Raw genomic sequence first — 21,365 nt, forward strand, 5'->3', positions numbered from 1 at the left:
CCACGGACTCATAGCTCAGCTGGATAGAGTACTCGGCTACGAACCGAGCGGTCGCAGGTTCGAATCCTGCTGAGTCCGCCACACATCAAGAAGCCCGCTCGTTAGAGCGGGCTTTTTGTTTTTCTGGCGCGCTGAATTGTCACGGATGTCCATCTACGCTGTTCTGTAGATGTTCCCGAAAGGGGCCAGGCGCCGCAAATCGAACCAGCGCAAGACGAATGTGCTTTTCACGCCAGAGCGACCGTCGCACTCATGGCTTTGAGCGTTGTCACAGCTTTAGCGCGCAAACGATTGTTCTGGCCAAAAATTTAAGCGATCCGACAGCTTGCACAGTGTATGATTGCGCCCGTCAGCCCCGCCGGGGCTTGTGGAATCCCACCATGGACTTACCCAGTAGTTACTCGCCAACACGCTTCATACAGCCAGATCTGACCGATTGATTCTCCCGGCGTGCTCCGCTGCTGGGAGTGGAGTTCGCCTATGACCGAAATCGAAGTAAAGAAAGCCCAAGACAGCCTGCAGGATCGCCTGGCCCAGGTGATCGAGCTGCTGCAGCGCCAGCGGGTGGTCGAGGACCTGACGCACCGTCAGGAAGGTCACCACCATGACCTGGTGGAAAACCTCGTCCACCGCCAGAACCTCGTCGAACTGCAGCGCAAGCTCGACGACCTGCACCCCGCCGACATCGCCTATATCCTCGAAGCCTTGCCGCTGGACGACCGCCTGACGGTCTGGCAGCTGGTGCGCTCGGATCGCGACGGCGACATCCTGCTCGAAGTCTCCGACGCCGTGCGCCAGACCCTGATCGCCGACATGGACGATCACGAGTTGCTGGCCGCCGCCAAGGAAATGGACGCCGACGAACTTGCCGACCTGGCGCCGGAGCTGCCCCGCGACGTCGTCCACGAGCTCATGGAAACCCTCGATGCCCAGCAGCGCGAGCGTGTGCGCTCGGCCCTGAGCTATGACGAAGAGCAGGTCGGTGCGCTGATGGACTTCGAGATGGTCACCATCCGCGAAGACGTCAGCCTCGAGGTGGTATTGCGCTACCTGCGCCGGCTCAAGGAGCTGCCAGGGCATACCGACAAGCTGTTCGTCGTCGATTACGATGGCATTCTCAAGGGCGTGCTGCCGATCAAGCGGTTGCTGGTCAACGACCCGGACAAGAAAGTCGCGGAGGTCATGGCCAATGACCCGGTGACCTTCCACCCCGAGGAAGATGCCTACGACGCCGCCCAGGCCTTCGAGCGCTACGACCTGGTTTCCGCCCCGGTGGTGGACAAGAACGAGCGCCTGATCGGCCGTCTGACCATCGATGAAATGGTCGACTTGATTCGTGAAGAGAGCGAGAGCGAAGTGCTCAACATGGCCGGTCTGCGCGAGGAGGAAGACATCTTCGCCTCGGTCTGGCGCTCGCTGCGCAACCGTTGGGCGTGGTTGGCCATCAACCTGATCACCGCCTTCGTCGCCTCGCGGGTGATCGGCCTGTTCGAAGGCTCCATCGAAAAGCTGGTGGCGCTGGCGGCGCTGATGCCGATCGTGGCGGGTATTGGCGGCAACTCGGGTAACCAGACCATCACCATGATCGTGCGCGCCATGGCCCTCGACCAGGTGTCGCCGGGCAATACCAGCCGCCTGATGCGCAAGGAGCTTGCGGTGTCGCTGCTCAATGGCCTGATCTGGGGTGGCGTGATCGGTGTCGTGGCGTTCTGGCTCTATGGCAGCTGGTCGCTGGGCCTGGTGATGACGGCGGCAATGACCCTGAACCTGTTGCTGGCCGCCTTGATGGGCGTGCTGATCCCGATGACGTTGACGCGCCTGGGGCGTGATCCGGCGATGGGGTCGAGTGTGATGATTACGGCGGTCACCGACAGTGGTGGTTTCTTTATCTTCCTGGGGCTGGCTACGCTGTTCCTGCTGTAAACGTTGGGTTCAGGTCATGCGCACCCCCCCTGTAGGAGCGGCCTTGCGCCGCGAAAGGGTCGCATAGCGACCCCAGGATTTCAGCGTTGATGCAAAGATCGCCGGGGCCGCTTTGCGGCCCTTTCGCGGCACAAGGCCGCTCCTACAGTAGGGGTGTGCGTGACTCGGCAATCAGATGCAAAAAAGCCAGCTTGCGCTGGCTTTTTTGTGTGCGGTGTCGCTGCCTGGATCAGGACGCGTCGGCGGCCATTTCCACATCGTGAGCGATGAGGGCGACCAGGGCATTCTGCTGGCGGTGGGACAGTTGGCGGAAGCGCTGCAGCAGTTCACGTTCGTGGAGGCTGAGCTCTGGGCTGTCCAGGCGCATGCTCAGTTCATCACCCAGGGCGCCTTCCTGGATAAGGCTCTGCTCCAGGCGGGCGATGATCTCGGAGTTCATGCTGCGGTGGTGGTTGCGCGCTACCTCGGCAATGCGCTCACGCATCCCGTCTGGCAGGCGGACGACAAACTTGTCAGCGGTGCGGCTCGAATAGATAGCCTGTTTCATTGGGCGCATATAAATTGACCGGTTGTTCTGGTTCAGGGGGAGCGGTTCGCAAATTGGCCGCACGGTGGAAGTACGACCGCGGCGACGACAAAATGTTCAACCGTGATGTGATTTTGGTTCTTCATCTTGCCTCAGGGTCGCCGTTTCCTTGGCGTCAATTCTGTGACAAATAGTGATCTCGATAAAGGCTTTTTGCCAGTACCAATTATCAGAAATGAGCACTGGTTTGAAAAGTTTCACATTCATCGAATTACACCGGTGTCAGACAAATGCCGTCAAAATCTGGTAAAAGACGGTAAAGGCCTAGGGAAAATCCTGGAATACGCTGGTTTCCCATACATTGAGCATAGTGGCTATGCAATATGACGCAAGCGGTGGGGCGACCTCAAGAGGGCGCCTGATATTCCTCATGGGACCGTCGGGTTCGGGAAAAGATTCCCTGATCGATGCGGCGCGTGAGCGATTGTTCACCCTAGGTGTCGAAGTCGCCCGGCGGGTCATCACGCGCTCAGCCGAGGCCAAGGGCGAAGCTGCGCTCGGAGTGAGCGTCGAGCGCTTCGAGGCGATGCGCGAGGCGGGGGCCTTTGCCCTGGACTGGCAGGCTAACGGCTTGAGCTATGGCATTCCTGTACAGCTGGACGCATGGCTCGCTGCGGGTCGGTCGGTACTGGTCAATGGTTCGCGTGCCTACCTGGCCGATGCCCGGCAGCGCTATCCCGACCTGGTGGCCGTGGGGCTGACCGTTTCACAGCAGGCGCTGCGCCAGCGTCTGCTGGCCAGGGGGCGAGAGAGCAACGAAGAGATCGAACAGCGCCTGGCCCGCAACTTCAGGGTGCAGGCGTATGATCCCGGCGTGCATGTCGTGGACAACTCCGCTTCGCTGGCCGGTGCGGTCGAGGCGTTGCTCGCGCTGTGGCGCAGCGAAGGCGTGATCGCTGACGCGCAGGGGAAAAAGCCGACGTGCAAAACGCCCGATTGATACATGACAAATGCCCGCACGCTGGTTAACATGCTCGCCGTCCCCGCCGCACAGCGTCTGTTGTCGGCTTCAGTGTCTCAGTAGCTCAATTGGATAGAGCATCCCCCTCCTAAGGGGAAGGTTGGCAGTTCGAACCTGCCCTGGGACGCCATTTCCCCATTCCCCTTGTCTTCTTCACCGTACCTGAACGCTTGCCTGCGGCTGTTGGGCCGTGCGGCTGTAGCTCAGGGCGAAGTGTGCCGCCAGCCCGAAGATCAGCCCCCAGAACGCGGCGCCAAGACCGAGCAGGCTCATGCCCGATGCGGTGACCAGGAAGGTGATCAGCGCCGGCTCCCGCTGTTTCTCGTCACTCATGGCGCCCGCCAGGCCGTTGGCAATGGCACCGAACAGTGCCAGGCCGGCGAGGGCGGCGATCAGTTCCCTCGGCAGGGCGGCGAACACCGAGGCCAGGGTGGCGCCAAAACTGCCCATCAGCAGGTAGAAGGCACCACAGGCCATGCCGGCGATATAGCGTTTATCCGGGTTCTCGTGGGCCTCGCGGCCGGTGCAGATGGCAGCGGTGATCGCCGCCAGGTTGACGCCGTGGCAGCCGAACGGCGCCAGCAGCAGCGAACCCAGGGCGGTGACCGAGACGATCGGGCGTGCCGGCACCTGGTAGCCGGAGGTGCGCAGTACGGCGATGCCGGGCACCGACTGGCCGGTGAGCGATACCAGGGCCAGGGGCAACCCGATATTGACGATGGCCTGCCAGCTCCACTGCGGGCTGGTCCAGGTCGGGATGGTCATTTCCAGCACCAGCGCCTGGGTGTCCAGTTGGCCCAGGCCGGCGGCGAGGCCGCAACCGACGATCAGCACCGAAAGAATCGCGTAGCGCGGCGACAGGCGCTTGAACAGCAGGTAGCTCGCCAGCATCGACAGTACCAGCAGGGGCTGCAGGCGGATCGAGCTGAACAGTTCGGCGCCGAAGCGGAACAGGATACCGGCCAGCATCGCCGCGGCAATGGCCTTGGGCAGGCGATTCATCAGATTGTCGAAGGCGCCGCTCAGGGCGATCACGGCAATCAGCAGCGAGGCGACGATGTAGGCGCCCACCGCCTGGGCCAGTGACACGCTCGGCAGCATCGACACCAGCAGCGCCGCGCCGGGCGTGGACCAGGCGGTGATCACCGGCACCCGCAGTTTCCAGCTCAGCAGCAGGCCGGTCAGGCCGCTGCCGATGGAGATGGCCCAGATCCACGAAGCGGTCGCTGCGTTGTCCAGACCTGCCTGGTCGGCGGCCTGGAACACAATGATCAAGGGGCCTGCGTAGGAGATGATCACGGCGATCAGGCCGGCGACCAGGGCGGAGAGGGAAAAATCCTTTCTGAGGTTGTCCATGGCGAGTCCAGGTGAGTTAATTGATTCGATTGAGTCGATTCAAATTGAATCTATACGGTAACGAGACCTGAATTCAAGTGGGGCTGCTCTCCAGCCCATCGCGGGCACGTTCACTCCTCCTGGTGCAAGCTGTAACTTGTTGATTCAGTGAGTACCTGTGGGAGCGGGTTTACCCGCGAAGCATTCGGCGCGGTGGATGGCACCGGCTCCGCCGGTGTTCGCGGGCAAGCCCGCTCCCACAGAGGGACAATTTCATCCGTGATTTCATGGCAGGAAGGCACAACTTGAATCGCTCGGAGGATCGACTCAAGTCGGCCTGTGTGTTCAAATTTCAATCATTTTCAGCCCGGTAGCCGTCTCATGTGGGTTCCACGGATCAGCGAAAGCAATCAGCCTGTCTACCTGTCCATCGCCGATGCGCTGGCGCATGACATTGCCAGCGGCGCGCTGCGGCGTGGCGAGCGCTTGCCGACGCTGCGCGAATTGGCGCAGGCGCTGGATGTCACGCCCGGCACCATCAGCCGCGCCTATACCGAGGCGTCGCGCCGTGGCCTGACCCAGGGCGAGGTGGGGCGTGGCACCTACGTCCTTGACCGGATCGCCGAGACGGACGAGGCCCCCGTTGCCGCCCGTGCTGCCCCCGCGGTCCGCAGCGAAGTGCTCGACCTGTCGATCATCAAGCCCTACGGCGAAACCCTGCAGTACTGGTTGCGCAACGCCTTGACCGAGCTGGCCAATACCTCACGGCTGGAGCAGGTGCTGGACTACGCCCCCGACGGTGGTCATCCGGCGCATCGTGAGGCGGGCGCGCAATGGTTGCGTCAGTGGCTACCGGGTGCGCAGTGGCAGCAGGTGGTCATCACCAGCGGTGCCCAGCATGGGCTGATGGTGGCGATCAGTGCCCTGACCGGGGCGGGCGACCTGATACTGTGCGAGTCGCTGTGCTATCCGGGCATCATTTCCGTGGCCCATGGCCTGGGCCGCCGCCTGCGTGGCGTGCCGATGGACGAGCAGGGCATCATCCCCGAGGCCTTGCGCGAGATCTGCCAGCGCGAGCGGCCCGCCATGCTGGTGTGCGTGGCGACCTGCCAGAATCCGACCACGGCAATCATGTCCAATGAGCGGCGCGCCCAGATCGCGGCGCTGGCGGAGGAATTCGACTTCCTGCTGCTGGACGATGACATCTACGGCTTCCTCGCCACCGACCCGCAGACCCGGCCGCTGGCGACCTTCGCCCCGGAGCGTTCGATCTACCTCACCAGCTTGTCCAAGTCGGTCATGCCGGCGCTGCGCATCGGCTACCTGTACAGCCCGCCGAAGCTGCTGTCGCGCCTGACCGCCATGGTGCGCAGCACGGTGTGGATGCCTTCGCCGTTGACCGCGCAATTGGCCAGCCATGTGATCGGTGAAGGGTTGGACAGCCAGTTGATCCGCATGCACCGCGCCGAGGCGGCGGCACGTCAGGCCATCGCCCGTGAAGTCTTCGGCAGTGCGTCGCTGCAGAGCCAGTCGCACTGCTATCACCTCTGGCTCAACCTGCCCGAGCCGTGGCGCAGCGACGAGTTCGCCCTGCTGGCGCGGGCCAATGGCGTGGTGGTCATGAGCGCCAGCCAGTTCCAGGTGGAGCGCACGGGCGATCCACGTGGCGTGCGGGTCGTGCTGATGGCGCCGACCAGTCGGGAGGAGTTGCGCTTCGCCCTGACCCAGTTGGCCAGCCTGCTTGAGTCAGGGGATCCGCAGCGCTTTTACTGACGGATGCTCAGCGCTACAGCTTGGCGGTGTACTTACGCTCGGTGTCCCTGTCATCCGCCGAGGTCATGGCGCCCTGGGCGCGCTGCGGCTTCTGATTGTTTCATCTCGGTCTCCTCCTGCATGCGTTGGGCGATCTGTCGAGCGATCGCGGTGATAAGCATGATGGCTCCCGGGATGGATCTGAAGACACGACGAAAGGGGCAAAAGCAGTACCAGTAGTGGTACCGGGGCGAAATAGGCCGTCAGGGCTATTCCGGCAGCCTGTTGCTCGGAATATGCTTGCTCGGCATAGGAACAGGATTGCCGCTTGCGGCAAATACAAGCATGTGTCGGCAGCACCGGATACGGGGCGCAGTTGCTGGACAACAGGGAGCGCGTCCATGAGTCAGGCAACAAAGCCGCTACCGGCTGGCTTCACCGAGCAGCAATTGCACACCTTGTTCGATCTGATCAGCGACGGTATCTGGGACTGGGATGCCAACAGCGGCTATGTCTACCGCAACCCGGGCTGGTACGCGATGTTGGGCTACGCCAGCCATTCGCTGGACAATTCCGTGCTGACCTGGGAAAGCGTGATTCACCCCGAGGATTACCCGCGGGTGATGGCGCATTTCGAGGCTTACATCAACCAGCGCAACGAGCGTTATCTCATCGAGTACCGTTGCCGCTGCCAGGATGGCAGCTATCTGTGGATCGAGGACAGCGGCCATGTCATCGCCCGCAACACCGACGGTTCGGTGGCGCGCATGCTCGGCGCCCACCGCAACATCGACGCGGGCAAGCGCCTGGTCGCCGAACTCGAGCAGCGCAACCTGTCCCTGGAAAGCCTGGTGGCCGAGCGCACCCGCGAACTGTCTTGGGTCAACCAGCAGTTGCAGCGCCAGCTCGACGAGAATCGCGAGTTGGCCGAGCGCGACGCCCTGACCCGTACCGCCAATCGCTATCGCCTGGAAAAGACCCTCGAGGAGGCGTGCGAGCGTGCCCGGCGCTTCCGTGAACCGCTGGCGTTGATCGCCATGGACCTGGACGACTTCAAACCGATCAACGACCTGCACGGCCACGCCCGTGGCGATGCCGCACTGGTCGAGGTTACCGAACGGATTCGTCGGTGTCTGGGCGAGCAGGACTTGTTGGCACGTTGGGGCGGCGATGAATTCGTGGTGGTCTTGCCGCGAACTTCGCAGGAGCAGGCACGTGAAGCGGCGCAGCGAATCCAGGAGGCCTTGGCCAAAGTGCCGCCGATAGGCCAGTGCCAGCTGACCATGAGCTATGGCGTGGTGCAGTGGCGCGAAGGGGAGGACCGTCAGGGGTTGCTGGGCCGTGCCGACAAGGCGCTGTACCGGGCCAAGGCAGCCGGCAAGAACGTCGTCGCCGAGTGAAAAAAAGACCCGCTGCGCCAGGGGCGTAGCGGGCCAAATACGGCGATTGCCGCTTCAGTGTCAGGTCAGATGTGCAGGGCGTGGCCCAAGGCGCGCAATGCCGCTTCCTGCACCGCCTCGCCCAGGGTCGGGTGGGCGTGGATGGTGCCGGCGATGTCTTCCAGGCGTGCGCCCATCTCCAGCGACTGGGCGAAGGCGGTGGACAGTTCCGACACCGCCACGCCCACGGCCTGCCAGCCGAGGATCAGGTGGTTGTCACGGCGGGCCACCACGCGCACGAAGCCGGTCTTTGATTCCAGGCTCATTGCCCGGCCGTTGGCGGCGAAGGGGAACTGCGCGACGATGCAGTCCACGCCCTGCTGGCTGGCTTGTTCCGGGGTCTGGCCGACCACCACCACTTCCGGGTCGGTGAAGCACACCGCGGCGATTGCGCTCGGCTCGAAGCGTCGGCTCTTGCCGGCGATGATCTCGGCGACCATCTCGCCCTGGGCCATGGCCCGGTGCGCCAGCATCGGCTCGCCGGCCACGTCGCCGATGGCCCAGACGTTGCGCATGCTGGTCTGGCAGCGCTCGTCGATGGCGATGGCCGCGCCGTTCATCTTCAGATCCAGGCTTTCCAGGCCGAAGCCTTTGGTACGAGGGCGACGGCCCACGGCCACCAGCACCTGGTCAGCCTCAAGGCGCAGCTGGCCACCTTGGCCATCGCTGGCCAGCAGGCAGCCGTCGGCATAGCCTTCGACACTGTGGCCCAGGTACAGGGCGATGCCGAGTTTCTTGATCGAGTCGGCCACCGGCGCGGTGAGTTCGGCGTCGTAGGTCGGCAGGATGCGTTCGCGGGCTTCCACCACGCTGACCTTGGCGCCAAGCTTGCGGTAGGCGATGCCCAGTTCCAGGCCGATGTAGCCGCCGCCGACCACCACCAGGTGCTGAGGCAGCGCCCTGGGCGCCAGGGCCTCGGTGGACGAGATGATCGGCCCGCCGATAGGCAGCATCGGCAGTTCGACGCTGTTCGAGCCGGTTGCCAGCAGCAGGTGCTCGCACTGGATGCGCTGGCCATCGACCTCGACGCTCTTGCCGTCGAGGATCTTCGCCCAGCCATGGATCACCTTCACGCCGTGCTTTTTCAGCAGGGCGGCGACGCCGCTGGTGAGGCGGTCGACGATGCCGTCCTTCCACCCGACGCTGCGGCTGATGTCCAGGCGCGGCGAGGATACGCTGATACCCAGCGGCGAAGGTTCGGTGTAGCGGCTGGTCTGGTGGAACTGCTCAGCCACATGGATCAGCGCCTTCGAGGGAATGCAGCCGATGTTCAGGCAGGTGCCGCCCAGGGCCTGGCCTTCGACCAGCACGGTGGGGATGCCCAGTTGCCCGGCGCGGATGGCAGCCACATAACCGCCGGGGCCGCCGCCGATGATCAGCAGGGTGGTGTTGATGAGCTCTTGCATGATCACTCCACGAACAGGCAGGCAGGCTGTTCCAGCAGGCCGCGCACGGCCTGGATGAACAGGGCGGCATCCATGCCGTCGACCACGCGGTGGTCGAACGAACTGGACAGGTTCATCATCTTGCGCACGACGATCTGGCCGTCGATCACCACTGGCCGTTCGACCATGCGGTTGACGCCGACGATCGCCACTTCCGGGGTGTTGACCACCGGGGTGCTGACAATGCCGCCCAGGGCGCCGAGGCTGGTCAGGGTGATGGTCGAGCCGGTCAGCTCTTCGCGGCTGGCCTTGTTGTTGCGCGCGGCGTGGGCCACGCGGGCGATCTCGCCGGCGTTGCTCCACAGGTTGCCGGCCTCGGCGTGGCGCAGTACCGGCACCATCAGGCCGTTGTCGCCCTGGGTGGCGATGCCGACGTGCACCGCGCCGTGGCGGGTAATGACCTGGGCCTCGTCGTCGTAGGTGGCGTTGATCTGCGGGAAGTCGCGCAGGGCGACGACCATGGCGCGCACCAGGAACGGCAGCAGGGTCAGCTTGCCGCGGCTGTCGCCGTACTTGGCGTTGAGCTGCTGGCGCAAGGCTTCCAGGTTGGTGACGTCGATTTCCTCGACGTAGCTGAAGTGGGCGACGCGACGCTTGGCGTCCTGCATGCGCTGGGCGATCTTGCGGCGCAGGCCGATCACCGGTACCTGCTCGCTGTCGGTGCGCTTGCCGTAGCCCCCTGGTGCCTGACCGGCGCCGGTCTGCGGCTTGCTGATGAAGGCGTCGAGGTCTTCATGCAGGATGCGCCCGGCCGGGCCGCTGCCATGCACGTAACGCAGCTCGATCCCGGCGTCCAGGGCGCGCTTGCGCACGGCCGGGGACGCCAGTGGCTTGTCGTGGGCTTCGCGCGGCACGATAGGCGCGGCGGCATGGGTCGCGGCGGCCAGGGGTTGTGCCTCGATGCGTGGCTCGGGCTGGGCCACGGCCTTGACCGGCGCGGCTTCCGGCTCAACCGGCTTGGCCTGTGGCGCGTCGACATGGTTGCCGCTGCCTTCGACCTCGATGCGGATCAGCTCGCTGCCGACCGCCATCACTTCACCCGGCTGGCCGCCCAGGGCCAATACCTTGCCGCTGACCGGCGAGGGAATTTCCACGGTGGCCTTGTCGGTCATGACATCGGCCACCACCTGGTCCTCGGCGATCATGTCGCCGACCTTGACGAACCATTCCACCAACTCGACTTGCGCGATGCCTTCACCGATATCCGGCATCTTGATGACGTGCGTGCCCATTCAGACCTCCATGACCCGTTTCAGTGCCGCGCCTACCCGCGAAGGGCCGGGGAAGTAGGCCCATTCCTGTGCGTGGGGGTAGGGCGTGTCCCAGCCGGTGACGCGCTCGATCGGCGCCTCGAGGTGATGGAAGCAGTGCTCCTGGACCAGCGACACCAGCTCGGCGCCGAAGCCGCAGGTACGGGTGGCCTCGTGCACGACCACGCAGCGACCGGTCTTCTTCACCGAGGCGACGATGGTCTCCAGGTCCAGCGGCCAAAGGCTGCGCAGGTCGATGACCTCGGCGTCGACGCCGCTCTCCTCGGCGGCCACTTGCGAGACATACACGGTGGTGCCGTAGGTCAGCACGGTGACGTCATTGCCTGGGCGGGTGATCACCGCCTTGTCCAGCGGCACGCTGTAGTAGCCATCAGGCACTGCGCTGTGCGGGTGCTTGGACCACGGCGTTACCGGGCGGTCGTGGTGGCCGTCGAACGGGCCGTTGTACAGGCGCTTGGGCTCGAGGAAGATCACCGGGTCGTCGCATTCGATCGAGGCGATCAGCAGCCCCTTGGCGTCGTACGGGTTCGACGGCATCACGGTGCGCAGGCCGCAGACCTGGGTGAACATCGCCTCGGGGCTCTGACTGTGGGTCTGGCCGCCATAGATGCCACCACCGCAGGGCATGCGCAGGGTCAGCGGCGAGATGAACTCGCCGGCCGAGCGATAACGCAGGCGGGCCATCTCCGAGACGATCTGGTCGGAGGCGGGATAGAAGTAGTCGGCGAACTGGATCTCGACCACCGGACGCAGGCCATAGGCGCCCATGCCCACGGCGGTGCCGACGATGCCGCTCTCGGAGATCGGCGCATCGAACACGCGGGACTTGCCGTACTTGGTCTGCAGACCTTCGGTGCAGCGGAACACGCCGCCGAAGTAGCCAACGTCCTGGCCGTAGACCACCACGTTGTCATCGCGCTCGAGCATGACATCCATGGCCGAGCGCAGGGCCTGGATCATGGTCATGGTGGTGGTGGACATGGCGTTTTCCAGATGGATGCTGTTGTTGTGATCGTTCATCTCAGACCCCCAGTTCCTGGCGCTGACGGCGCAGGTGGTCGGGCATTTCCTTGTACACATCCTCGAACATCGAGGCGGCGCTGGGGATATGGCCATTGCTCAGGGTGCCGAACTGCTCGGCGTCCTTCTGCGCCTTGATTACCTCGGCCTCGAGCTCGGCGGTGACCGCCTGGTGCTCTTCCTCGGACCAGTGGCCGAGCTTGATCAGGTGCTGCTTGAGGCGGGCAATCGGGTCGCCCAGCGGGAAGTGGCTCCAGTCGTCGGCCGGGCGGTACTTGGACGGGTCGTCCGAGGTCGAGTGCGGGCCGGCACGGTAGGTGACCCACTCGATCAGCGTCGGGCCCAGGCCGCGGCGGGCGCGTTCGGCGGCCCAGCGCGAGGCGGCGTAGACGGCGATGAAGTCGTTGCCGTCGACCCGCAGCGAGGCGATGCCGCAACCCACGCCACGGCCGGCGAAGGTGGTCGACTCGCCACCGGCGATGGCCTGGAAGGTCGAGATCGCCCACTGGTTGTTGACCACGTTGAGGATCACCGGGGCGCGGTAGACGTGGGCGAAGGTCAGGGCAGTGTGGAAGTCGGACTCGGCGGTGGCGCCGTCACCGATCCACGCCGAGGCGATCTTGGTGTCGCCCTTGATCGCCGAGGCCATGGCCCAGCCGACCGCCTGGACGAACTGGGTGGCCAGGTTGCCGCTGATGGTGAAGAAGCCGGCTTCGCGCACCGAGTACATGATCGGCAGCTGGCGGCCTTTGAGCGGGTCACGGGTGTTGGACAGCAGCTGGCAGATCATGTCCACCAGCGACACCTCGCGGGCCATCAGGATGCTCTGCTGGCGGTAGGTGGGGAAGCACATGTCGCTGCGGTTCAGGGCCAGGGCCTGGCCGCTGCCGATGGCTTCCTCGCCCAGGCTCTGCATGTAGAAGGACATCTTCTTCTGGCGCTGGGCAACCACCATGCGGCTGTCGAAGATGCGCGTCTTGAGCATGGCGTACATGCCCTGGCGCAGTACCTGCGGCTCGATGCCCTCGGCCCAGGGGCCGACGGCGTCGCCGTGCTCGTTGAGCACGCGCACGAGGCTGTAGGAGAGGTCCGCCGTGTCGGCAGGCTCCACATCGATAGGGGGTTTACGGACTTGACCGGCGTCGTTCAGGCGCAGGTAGGAGAAATCGGTCTGGCAGCCTGGCCGGCCTGTAGGCTCGGGCACATGCAGACGCAGGGGGGCGTACTCGTTCATGCTTTTTACGCTCGCTCGAATGTTGTTTTTGTGAGCTTTGAAGCGGCCGCCGCTGACTGCCGGCTCGTGACTGGCAGGTCAGCGTCTTTTTACATCATAGGGGGACGGCAGGAGAATTTTTCTCTCAAGTTCATTGCCTTTGTCCGGCGGCGCAGATAAACATTCCGTACAAACACAAAAACCAGGTCAATTTCTCTCATGCGTAAACTGGATCGAACGGATATCGGCATCCTCAACAGCCTGCAGGAAAACGCCCGGATCACCAATGCAGAGCTGGCGCGCTCGGTCAACCTGTCGCCCACGCCGTGCTTCAACCGGGTCAAGGCCATGGAGGAGCTTGGGGTGATCCGCCAGCAGGTCACGCTGCTGTCGCCCGAGGTGCTGGGGCTGGATGTGAATGTGTTCATCCACGTCAGCCTGGAAAAGCAGGTGGAGCAGTCGCTGCACCGCTTCGAGGAGGAGATCGCCGAACGGCCGGAGGTGATGGAGTGCTACCTGATGACCGGGGATCCGGATTACCTGCTGCGGGTGCTGCTGCCGAGCATTCAGGCGCTGGAGCGCTTCCTCGATTACCTCACGCGCTTGCCCGGGGTGGCGAACATTCGTTCCAGCTTTGCCTTGAAACAGGTGCGTTACAAGACCGCGTTGCCGCTGCCGGCCAATGGCATGACGCTGCGCGAGCAGTAACCTGGGCTGGCCCTTTCGCGGGTAAACCCGCAGGTTCACCTTTGCCCTGAAGGCTGGCCAGGTTCCTGTGGGAGCGGGTTTACCCGCGAAGAGGGCGCCACGATCCCTGGGGTGCTTGATATTTTAAACACCCCCGGCCTATGTTGTGTGCGTCGCCATTCCCGGCATGCGAACACAACAAGAAGGACAGCGTCATGACGACCGAAGGCCCGCGCAACCAGGCAGCGTTCCTCAAGGGCATCGATGAAATCGAGTGCGTCACCCCCGACCTCAACGGCGTGCCCCGCGGCAAGGTGATGACCGCCGAGGGCTTCCTCGAAGGCCGCCGCCTGCAGATGGCTCGCGGCGTGCTGCTGCAGTGCATCATGGGCGGCTACCCGGCGGCCAAGTACTATGGCAGCGACGACGGCGACCTGGCACTGGTGGCCGAGCCTTCGCAGATTCACCGCCTGCCCTGGAGCGACGAGCCTCGCGCGCTGGCCATCTGCGATGCGGTGGAGCTCGATGGCACGCCCTCGGGCCTGTCCAGCCGTGGCCAGCTCAAGGCGGTGATCGCCCGCTACGCCGAGCGCGGGCTGGCGCCGGTAGTGGCGACGGAACTGGAGTTCTTCGTGTTTGCCGCCAACAGCGACCCGACCCAGCCGTTCCAGCCGCCACTGGGCAAGGACGGTCGTCGGGAAATGGGCCACTCGGCCTTCAGTGTCAGCTCCAACAACGGCCTGCGTCCGTTCTTCAACGATGTGTACCGCTGCATGGCGGCGTTGGGGCTGCCGCGTGACACCTTCATGCACGAGATGGGCGTCAGTCAGTTCGAGATCAACCTGCTGCACGGCGATCCCTTGCTCTTGGCCGACCAGACCTTCCTGTTCAAACACCTGCTCAAGGAAGTCGCGCTCAAGCATGGCCTGACCGTGGTGTGCATGGCCAAGCCCCTGGCGCACACCCCCGGCAGTTCGATGCATATCCACCAGAGCCTGGTCGACAGCGCCAGCGGGCGTAACGTGTTCAGCGACGAGCAGGGCAGGGCGACCGACACCTTCCACCATTTCATCGGTGGCCTGCAGGCCTGTCTGGCCGACTTCACCGTGCTGTTCGCGCCGAACGTCAACTCCTACCAGCGCCTGTGCCACCCCTATGCGTCGCCGAACAATGCCTGCTGGTCCGAGGACAACCGCGCCGCTGGCCTGCGCATCCCGGCCAGTTCGCCTGCGGCGCGGCGGGTGGAGAACCGCCTGCCGGGCGCCGACGCCAACCCCTACCTGGCCATCGCCGCCAGCCTCGCCGCCGGCCTGCATGGCATCGAGCGGCAGATCGCGCCGACGCCGGCGATCCAGGGCGAGTTCGAGGTGCCCGAGCACCTGAGCCTGCCCTGCACCCTGCACGCCGCGCTGGAGCGCCTCAAGCGCAGCAACTTGGCGCGGGAACTGTTCGGCAGGGAGTTCATCGAAGGCTACATCGCCACCAAGACCCTGGAGCTGAGCGATTTCTTCGATGAGATCACGCCCTGGGAGCGCCGCGTGCTCGCCGCGCAAGCCTGAGCGCGACACGACCGCTACTGGATGCGCCCCCGGCGGCCGATTTCGCCGTCCGGGGCCTGCGCCGCGATGGATTTGCTTTTATGCTTGGCAGCAACCCCGCGCCACCAGATCAAGGAGCTTGACGGGACGTATGCGAAATATCTGGAAGCCGTTTCAGTCGTTGTACTTCGCCGCCCTGATGATGCTGATCGGTTCGGGCCTGCTCAGTACCTACCTGGCCCTGCGCCTGGCCGCCGACCATGTCGACAGCCTGTGGATCGGTGCGTTGATGGCGGCCAACTACTTCGGCCTGGCGGTGGGCGGCAAGGTCGGCCACCGGTTGATCGGCCGGGTCGGGCATATCCGCGCCTACGCCACCTGTGCCGGCATCGTCGGCGCGGCGGTGCTCGGGCACGGGCTGACCAGCTGGCTGCCGGTGTGGATCGGGCTGCGGATGATCGTCGGCCTGGGGATGATGTGCCAGTACATGGTCATCGAGAGCTGGCTCAACGAGCAGGCTGATGCCAAGCATCGCGGCGCGGTGTTCAGCGGCTACATGATCGCCTCGTATCTTGGGCTGGTGCTTGGCCAGTTGATCCTGGTGGTACATCCGCAGCTGGGGCCTGAGTTGCTGATGCTGGTGGCGATGTGCTTTGCCCTGTGCCTGGTGCCGGTGGCCATGACCCGGCGCATCCACCCCGCGCCGTTGCGGCCGGCGCCGATGGAGCCGAAGTTCTTCATCAAGCGCGTGCCGCAGTCGTTGTCCACGGTGCTCGGCTCGGGTCTGATTGTCGGTTCGTTCTATGGCCTGGCGCCGCTGTATGCGTCCAGCCAGGGGCTGTCCACCGAGCAGATCGGCCTGTTCATGGGCAGCTGTATTTTTGCCGGCCTGCTGGTGCAGTGGCCGCTGGGCTGGTTGTCCGACCGTTATGATCGCGCCGTGCTGATCCGCAGCGTGGCGATCGGCCTGGCGCTGGCCTCGGCGCCGCTGGCGATTCTGCCGGGCGTGCCGTTGGCGCTATTGTTCGGCATCGGTTTCGTCATATCGCTGTTGCAGTTCTGCTTGTATCCGCTGGCGGTGGCGTTCTCCAACGACCATGTGGAAAGCGAGCGGCGGGTCTCGTTGACCGCCATGCTGCTGGTCACCTATGGCGTGGGCGCCTGCATCGGGCCGCTGGCGGCGGGGGTGCTGATGAAACTGCTGGGTGCGCAGATGCTGTACGCCTTCTTCGTGTTCTTCGCCCTGGTGCTGGTCTGGCGCATTCGGCCCAAGGCGGTCACCGGGCTGCACCAGGTCCAGGATGCGCCTCTGGGGCACGTGGCCATGCCGGCGGCGGGGTCGCCCTTGTCGGCGGCCCTTGACCCTCGGGTGGACGAGCAGACCGTGCAGGAGGTGATGCAGGCGCCGGTGGCGGCGGAGGATACCGAAGAGGAGGCCGGCGCGGAGCGGGAAAGCGAGATGAGCAAATCCTAGCCAGTCAGTTAAGCCAATTGGGGTCGCTGCGCGACCCTTCGCGGGTAAACCCGCTCCCACAGGATCGCGCAGATGCTGAATCGAGCGCTGTACCTGTGGGAGCGGGTTTACCCGCGAAGGGCTGCAAAGCAGCCCCAATAAGTGCGATCAAGCGCTAACTGCCTGGCATTAACCCGTGGGGTGGCGTTTTCGTGCCCTGCTGACGCTCAATAGTCGTCTTTGTCGAACCGCCGCGCCTCGCGCTGCAGCTGATAGACGAAACTCTCGATCTTGCGCTGCGCCTGACCGTTGAGGTTATGGAAGCGCACCCCGGCGAAGGTGGTGTTGATGCGCTCCTCGAAGTGCAGGTGGCGCAGTTCGACCAGGGTGTCGGTCAGCCCCAGTGGGTTGCTGGCCTTGAAGCGCTCGTAGACCTGGCCCAGTTGCAGGCGGTCCTCGACGTTGCCGTCGAAGCGCAGCTTGCAGCCGGTGGCGGAAATGTCCAGCAGCTTGCCGCGCAGGGCGCCGTTGCCCTTGAGGTGGGCGCCGTCGAGGACGATGTCGACCAGTTGCGACAGTTTCAGCGCGGCGCGGAAGGCGTTGCGGCGCTGGTGGTAAGTCACTTCCTCGGGCAGCGGGCCACGGTAGCAGCGGTGGCCGTCGATCTCGCCGATGGTCAGCGCCGTGTTGGATTCCCAGGCGATGCGCACGCCGTCATGGAAGCCTTCGACACGGAACGGTTCGCCGTTCTCGATGTACTTCTCACCGTCGCGGGGGATCATTTCATCCAGCGCCAGGACGCCGCTGTCCCGGTCGACATGCACCACGTAGCTTTGAAACCGCTGGCTGCGCTCATGGAAGCTGATGATCAGCGGGTCGTGGCTCTCCAGCAGTTGGCGCAAGTTGGCCGTGATCTCCAAAGGGGTGCTCAGCACCTTTGGTGGCTGGGGAGCATCGGATTCATTGAACACAGGTAATCAATCTCCAGGCGAATACGGCACACGCAAGTAACGGCATTATGCCAGTATGTTCCGTGCCTTGATCAGGGTCAATCAGACTTGGCCGATGGCCCTGGGCTTGTCCATTGGCGAGGTGGCGCCGCGGCTGTCATAGAGCGACGGCGAGTCGCCGCCCATGAGGATTCTGATCTGGTTGGCCGTGGCGTACTGCTGCATCTGGATGATCCGGCCGTTGTTCTCGTTGACCTTCTGGCAGGCATCCATCAGTTGGGTGAGCTCATTGAGCTGCTGCATGATGAGTTCGCCGTTGGGCGACTGGTCGGCCACCGCCTGCACGCCTGCGCGGTCGGCGCTGAGGCCGAGATCGATGAGCAACTGGTTGCGCCGTTGTCCCTGCTGCTCGAGCAGCACGACCAGCGACTGCTTGCGGGCAAGGATATGCTCCAGCGCCATGATTTCCCGGCCATGCAGGGAAACTGCCTCCTTTTGCAGAAGGTCGAGCAGTTCCTGGGTCGGCGCGATGTCGTCTTCGATCAGTTGCAGCAGGGTGATGTCGTGCATGGCTAACTCTTGGCGTTTTGCGTCCTTGAAGTCAGCGCCCCTGGAGGTCAGCGCTGGGCTTCGAAATCAAGCAGTTTGCTGGCGACCCGGTCGGCATCGACCTTGTAGCTGCCGTCCGCGATGGCCTGTTTCAACTCGGCCACGCGGGCGCTGTTGACGGTCGGCTGATCGCGCAGCTTGTCGCTGATCTTCTGCAATTGCTGGGCCTCTGGGCTCAGGTGTACCGCTTCTCCGCTGACACTGGCGTGCTTGGGCGCTGCGCTGGCCTCGCCGGCTTTATCGGCGTTGCCCGGCGCGGCATTGCCGCGAACGCCGCCCGTGACGGACGGAGAGTTGTTGAGACGACTGAAGTCGATGACCATGTTCAGAACCCCTGGGAATTAGGACGCATGCCTTGCTTTCGGCCTACCCGAGCAAAACTTTAGGCGTGAATGCATCACCGCCTCTCGGCACACGTGCGCAACCCGATCTGTGACACAGTTTAGGGGGCGCGGTTCCACATCGCCAGCGTTGCGTCACTATCCCGACGCAGTGCAGTCCTACATGGCCACCTCGACCTGCCCCGGGCCCGTGACGCGGGCCTTGACCACGCGTTTGGAGTTCAGGTTGCGCACCCGGATCTGCGTCTGCAGGCCGCCCTTGTCCAAGGCCTCGCCGGGCATGCGCACGCTCAGGCTGCCGCTGCGGGCGATGATCACCACGTGATCGCCCTTGCGCACCACATCGGCCTGCTCCAGGTGCTGTTGCGTCAGCACCTGGTCGAGCACAGTGGGGCGCAACAGCTTCAAGCCCACGGCCTGGTCAAGCTGGGTCAGGTAGCCGACGCCGAGGGTGCCCACATCGCGTTCGCGCAAGGCCACATCGCCTTCACCCACCACGCTTTCACGTTTCAGGGGGCGAGTCATGACCACCACGTCGCGCATCAGGCGCACCTGGGCTGGGACGAATACCGTCCAGGGCGCCGTGCCGTCGCAGCGGACCCGTACCGTAACCCGCCCCAGGGGCGTCGAACCTTCCAGCGAGGCGTCCAGCTGCTGGCTGCACAGCGGCATGCGCAGGCGTGGGTCGAGGTTGTTGACCTGGATCTCGTAGCGGCCCGGGGTCTGGGTGGTCGCCAGGTAGTCCTCCACGGTGAATTCAAGAAACCCCTGAGTGACACCGATAAGCTGTTCAGGCAAGGTAAAAGAGTCCGCCAGCGTACGAATGCCGGGTGCCAGCAGGCACAGGGCGGCCAGTGAGCCGGTCAACAGGCGCGTCAGTCGTCGGAAATTTGTCGTTTTCGTATACATGGCGTTCAAAAAAGCAAAGCCCGTGCCGATTCGGTACATAGGCAATCGTTGAAGGAGTCTGGCATGGCTGGAGTGATGGATTCGGTCAACCAGCGCACGCAACTGGTGGGGCAGAATCGCCTGGAGCTGCTGTTGTTTCGCCTCAATGGCGATCAGCTCTACGGCATCAATGTGTTCAAGGTACGGGAGGTGCTGCAGTGCCCGGACCTGACGCTGCTGCCCAGGTCCCATCCGGTGGTGCGCGGCGTGGCTAACATTCGGGGGGCGACCATCCCGATCCTGGACCTGTCGATGGCCACCGGCCTTCCGCAGCTGAAGGAAGAAACGCGCAACAGTTTCGTGATCATCACCGAATACAACACCAAGACCCAGGGCTTCCTGGTGCATTCGGTCGAGCGCATCGTCAACATGAACTGGGAAGAGATCCATCCGCCACCCAAGGGTACCGGACGCGATCACTACCTGACAGCCGTGACCCGGGTCGACAACCGCATGGTCGAGATCATCGATGTGGAGAAGGTGCTGGCCGAGGTGGCGCCTTCGTCCGAGTCGGTGTCCGATGGCGTGATCGATGCCGAGGTGCAGGACAAGGCGGTGATGCTGCGGGTGCTGACGGTCGATGACTCGTCGGTGGCGCGCAAGCAGGTGAGCCGTTGCCTGCAGACGGTGGGGGTCGAGGTGGTGGCGCTCAACGATGGTCGCCAGGCCCTGGATTACCTGCGCAAGCTGGTGGACGAGGGCAAGCGTCCGGAGGAGGAGTTCCTCATGATGATTTCGGATATTGAAATGCCGGAAATGGACGGCTATACCCTCACGGCGGAGATCCGCAGCGATCCGCGCATGCAAAAACTGCACATCTGCCTGCATACTTCGCTGTCCGGGGTATTCAACCAGGCGATGGTCAAGAAAGTCGGTGCCGATGACTTCCTGGCCAAGTTCAGGCCGGATGACCTCGCCCAGCGCGTGGTCGACCGGATCAAGGCAAGTCATTGAAACGGCCGGGGCCCGTCCCCGGCGCTAGCGATTTAAGAAGAGGCGGCAGCATTGTCTACGGGTAATTTGGATTTCGAACAGTTCCGGGTCTTCCTGGAGAAAGCCTGTGGCATCCTGCTGGGCGAGAATAAGCAGTACCTGGTCTCCAGCCGTCTCAACAAGCTGATGGAGCAACAGGGGATCAAGTCGCTGGGCGAGCTGGTACAGCGCATCCAGACCCAGCCACGCAGTGGTCTGCGCGAGCAGGTGGTCGATGCCATGACCACCAACGAGACGCTGTGGTTTCGCGACACCTACCCGTTCGAGGTGCTCAAGAGCAAGGTGATCCCGGAGTTCATCAAGAACAACCCGGGCCAGCGCCTGCGCATCTGGTCGGCGGCCTGTTCGTCCGGTCAGGAGCCGTACTCGATCTCGATGTCGATCGACGAGTTCGAGCGCACCAACCTCGGCCAGCTGAAGATGGGTGCGCAGATCGTCGCCACCGACCTGTCGGGCGCCATGCTCAACAACTGCAAGACCGGCGAGTACGATAGCCTAGCCATCGCCCGCGGCTTGTCGCAGGAGCGCCTGCAGCGCTACTTCGACCCAAAGGGGCCGGGGCGCTGGGCGATCAAGTCGCCGATCCGCAGCCGCGTCGAGTTCCGTTCGTACAACCTGCTCGACAGCTATGCGCCGCTGGGCAAGTTCGACATCGTGTTCTGCCGCAACGTGCTGATCTACTTCTCGGCCCAGGTCAAGAAGGACATCCTCATGCGCATTCACGGCACCCTCAAGCCCGGTGGCTATCTGTTCCTGGGGGCGTCCGAGGCGCTCAACGGGCTGCCTGACCATTATCAGATGGTCCAGTGCAGCCCGGGGATCATCTACCAGGCCAAGTAAGGCTGGGCGAAAAAAGGCCGGTATCCTGCGATACCGGCCTTTTTGTTTTCAAGGTCATCCC

The 21,365-nt window shown here is 64.0% G+C and carries 19 protein-coding genes and 2 tRNA genes; 11 read left to right on the forward strand and 10 right to left on the reverse strand.

What is annotated here, in order from left to right; translation table 11 throughout:
• Nucleotides 1-4 precede the first annotated feature (4 nt).
• Together POF53_RS23285 and mgtE are read left to right on the forward strand one after the other, a co-directional pair.
• Nucleotides 5-81, forward strand: a tRNA-Arg gene (locus POF53_RS23285).
• Nucleotides 82-480: 399 nt separating this feature from the next.
• On the forward strand, nucleotides 481-1,923 hold the full coding sequence (gene mgtE, locus POF53_RS23290; protein ID WP_110738608.1) for a magnesium transporter: 1,443 nt from the start codon (nucleotides 481-483) through the stop codon (nucleotides 1,921-1,923).
• A 229-nt stretch (nucleotides 1,924-2,152) separates the two neighbouring features.
• Here the strand turns inward: mgtE and POF53_RS23295 are convergent, their stop codons facing one another.
• Nucleotides 2,153-2,479, reverse strand: a complete 327-nt coding sequence (locus POF53_RS23295) for an Arc family DNA-binding protein (RefSeq protein WP_003254499.1) — start codon at nucleotides 2,477-2,479, stop codon at nucleotides 2,153-2,155.
• 346 nt (nucleotides 2,480-2,825) lie between these two features.
• Here POF53_RS23295 and phnN point away from each other — a divergent pair, with 346 nt between their 5' ends.
• Both phnN and POF53_RS23305 read left to right on the forward strand, forming a co-directional pair.
• The gene (gene phnN / locus POF53_RS23300) at nucleotides 2,826-3,449 is read left to right on the forward strand and encodes a phosphonate metabolism protein/1,5-bisphosphokinase (PRPP-forming) PhnN (protein ID WP_498969627.1); all 624 of its coding nucleotides are present in this window, start codon (nucleotides 2,826-2,828) and stop codon (nucleotides 3,447-3,449) included.
• 74 nt (nucleotides 3,450-3,523) lie between these two features.
• Nucleotides 3,524-3,600 (forward strand) — tRNA-Arg (locus tag POF53_RS23305).
• Nucleotides 3,601-3,623: 23 nt separating this feature from the next.
• On the opposite strand, the gene POF53_RS23310 is transcribed toward POF53_RS23305, so the two are convergent.
• Nucleotides 3,624-4,826: a benzoate/H(+) symporter BenE family transporter gene (locus tag POF53_RS23310; RefSeq protein ID WP_498969629.1), complete on the reverse strand. Its 1,203-nt coding sequence runs from the start codon at nucleotides 4,824-4,826 to the stop codon at nucleotides 3,624-3,626.
• A 360-nt stretch (nucleotides 4,827-5,186) separates the two neighbouring features.
• Here POF53_RS23310 and POF53_RS23315 point away from each other — a divergent pair, with 360 nt between their 5' ends.
• Both POF53_RS23315 and POF53_RS23320 read left to right on the forward strand, forming a co-directional pair.
• Nucleotides 5,187-6,578 (forward strand): aminotransferase-like domain-containing protein, encoded by a 1,392-nt coding sequence (locus tag POF53_RS23315; protein WP_203651555.1) that lies wholly within the window; start codon nucleotides 5,187-5,189, stop codon nucleotides 6,576-6,578.
• A 380-nt stretch (nucleotides 6,579-6,958) separates the two neighbouring features.
• Nucleotides 6,959-7,957: a diguanylate cyclase domain-containing protein gene (locus tag POF53_RS23320; protein ID WP_203651564.1), complete on the forward strand. Its 999-nt coding sequence runs from the start codon at nucleotides 6,959-6,961 to the stop codon at nucleotides 7,955-7,957.
• Nucleotides 7,958-8,022: 65 nt separating this feature from the next.
• Here the strand turns inward: POF53_RS23320 and lpdA are convergent, their stop codons facing one another.
• From lpdA to POF53_RS23340, 4 genes are read right to left on the reverse strand one after another with little or no spacing between them, the layout of a single operon-like run.
• Nucleotides 8,023-9,402 (reverse strand): dihydrolipoyl dehydrogenase, encoded by a 1,380-nt coding sequence (lpdA, locus tag POF53_RS23325; protein ID WP_498969632.1) that lies wholly within the window; start codon nucleotides 9,400-9,402, stop codon nucleotides 8,023-8,025.
• A 2-nt stretch (nucleotides 9,403-9,404) separates the two neighbouring features.
• Complete coding sequence (locus POF53_RS23330) at nucleotides 9,405-10,673, reverse strand: dihydrolipoamide acetyltransferase family protein (RefSeq protein WP_498969634.1); 1,269 nt, start codon at nucleotides 10,671-10,673, stop codon at nucleotides 9,405-9,407.
• Nucleotides 10,674-11,693 carry an alpha-ketoacid dehydrogenase subunit beta gene (locus POF53_RS23335; RefSeq protein WP_498969655.1) on the reverse strand — a complete coding sequence of 340 codons (1,020 nt, stop codon included), beginning with the start codon at nucleotides 11,691-11,693 and terminating at the stop codon, nucleotides 10,674-10,676.
• A gap of 40 nt (nucleotides 11,694-11,733) precedes the next feature.
• Nucleotides 11,734-12,966, reverse strand: coding sequence for a 3-methyl-2-oxobutanoate dehydrogenase (2-methylpropanoyl-transferring) subunit alpha (locus POF53_RS23340; protein WP_498969636.1), 1,233 nt, complete (start codon nucleotides 12,964-12,966; stop codon nucleotides 11,734-11,736).
• 198 nt (nucleotides 12,967-13,164) lie between these two features.
• On the opposite strand from POF53_RS23340, the gene bkdR reads away from it, so the two are divergent.
• The 3 genes from bkdR to POF53_RS23355 all read left to right on the forward strand — a co-directional run bounded on the left by bkdR (nucleotide 13,165) and on the right by POF53_RS23355 (nucleotide 16,644).
• Nucleotides 13,165-13,653, forward strand: a complete 489-nt coding sequence (bkdR, locus tag POF53_RS23345; protein ID WP_203651586.1) for an Lrp/AsnC family transcriptional regulator — start codon at nucleotides 13,165-13,167, stop codon at nucleotides 13,651-13,653.
• A gap of 194 nt (nucleotides 13,654-13,847) precedes the next feature.
• Entirely contained in the window at nucleotides 13,848-15,191 is a 1,344-nt protein-coding gene (locus tag POF53_RS23350; protein ID WP_498969638.1) for a glutamine synthetase family protein, read from the forward strand.
• A gap of 130 nt (nucleotides 15,192-15,321) precedes the next feature.
• On the forward strand, nucleotides 15,322-16,644 hold the full coding sequence (locus POF53_RS23355) for an MFS transporter (protein WP_203651588.1): 1,323 nt from the start codon (nucleotides 15,322-15,324) through the stop codon (nucleotides 16,642-16,644).
• A 206-nt stretch (nucleotides 16,645-16,850) separates the two neighbouring features.
• On the opposite strand, the gene POF53_RS23360 is transcribed toward POF53_RS23355, so the two are convergent.
• From POF53_RS23360 to flgA, 4 genes are all read right to left on the reverse strand, one after another.
• A complete protein-coding gene (locus POF53_RS23360; protein ID WP_232857533.1) occupies nucleotides 16,851-17,594 on the reverse strand; it encodes a flagellar brake protein in 744 nt (247 codons plus the stop codon).
• An 81-nt stretch (nucleotides 17,595-17,675) separates the two neighbouring features.
• Entirely contained in the window at nucleotides 17,676-18,143 is a 468-nt protein-coding gene (locus tag POF53_RS23365) for a flagella synthesis protein FlgN (RefSeq protein ID WP_186735519.1), read from the reverse strand.
• A gap of 47 nt (nucleotides 18,144-18,190) precedes the next feature.
• Nucleotides 18,191-18,505, reverse strand: a complete 315-nt coding sequence (gene flgM, locus POF53_RS23370) for a flagellar biosynthesis anti-sigma factor FlgM (RefSeq protein ID WP_203651596.1) — start codon at nucleotides 18,503-18,505, stop codon at nucleotides 18,191-18,193.
• A gap of 177 nt (nucleotides 18,506-18,682) precedes the next feature.
• Nucleotides 18,683-19,390: a flagellar basal body P-ring formation chaperone FlgA gene (flgA, locus tag POF53_RS23375; RefSeq protein WP_498969641.1), complete on the reverse strand. Its 708-nt coding sequence runs from the start codon at nucleotides 19,388-19,390 to the stop codon at nucleotides 18,683-18,685.
• A 105-nt stretch (nucleotides 19,391-19,495) separates the two neighbouring features.
• Here flgA and POF53_RS23380 point away from each other — a divergent pair, with 105 nt between their 5' ends.
• Both POF53_RS23380 and cheR read left to right on the forward strand, forming a co-directional pair.
• Nucleotides 19,496-20,425, forward strand: a complete 930-nt coding sequence (locus POF53_RS23380) for a chemotaxis protein CheV (protein WP_050706714.1) — start codon at nucleotides 19,496-19,498, stop codon at nucleotides 20,423-20,425.
• Between the two features lie 51 nt (nucleotides 20,426-20,476).
• Nucleotides 20,477-21,304 carry a protein-glutamate O-methyltransferase CheR gene (gene cheR / locus POF53_RS23385; protein ID WP_050706713.1) on the forward strand — a complete coding sequence of 276 codons (828 nt, stop codon included), beginning with the start codon at nucleotides 20,477-20,479 and terminating at the stop codon, nucleotides 21,302-21,304.
• Nucleotides 21,305-21,365 lie beyond the last annotated feature (61 nt).

The sequence above is a fragment of the Mitsuaria sp. RG genome, assembly GCF_028369275.1.
In the GTDB taxonomy this organism is placed as follows: domain Bacteria; phylum Pseudomonadota; class Gammaproteobacteria; order Pseudomonadales; family Pseudomonadaceae; genus Aquipseudomonas; species Aquipseudomonas peradeniyensis.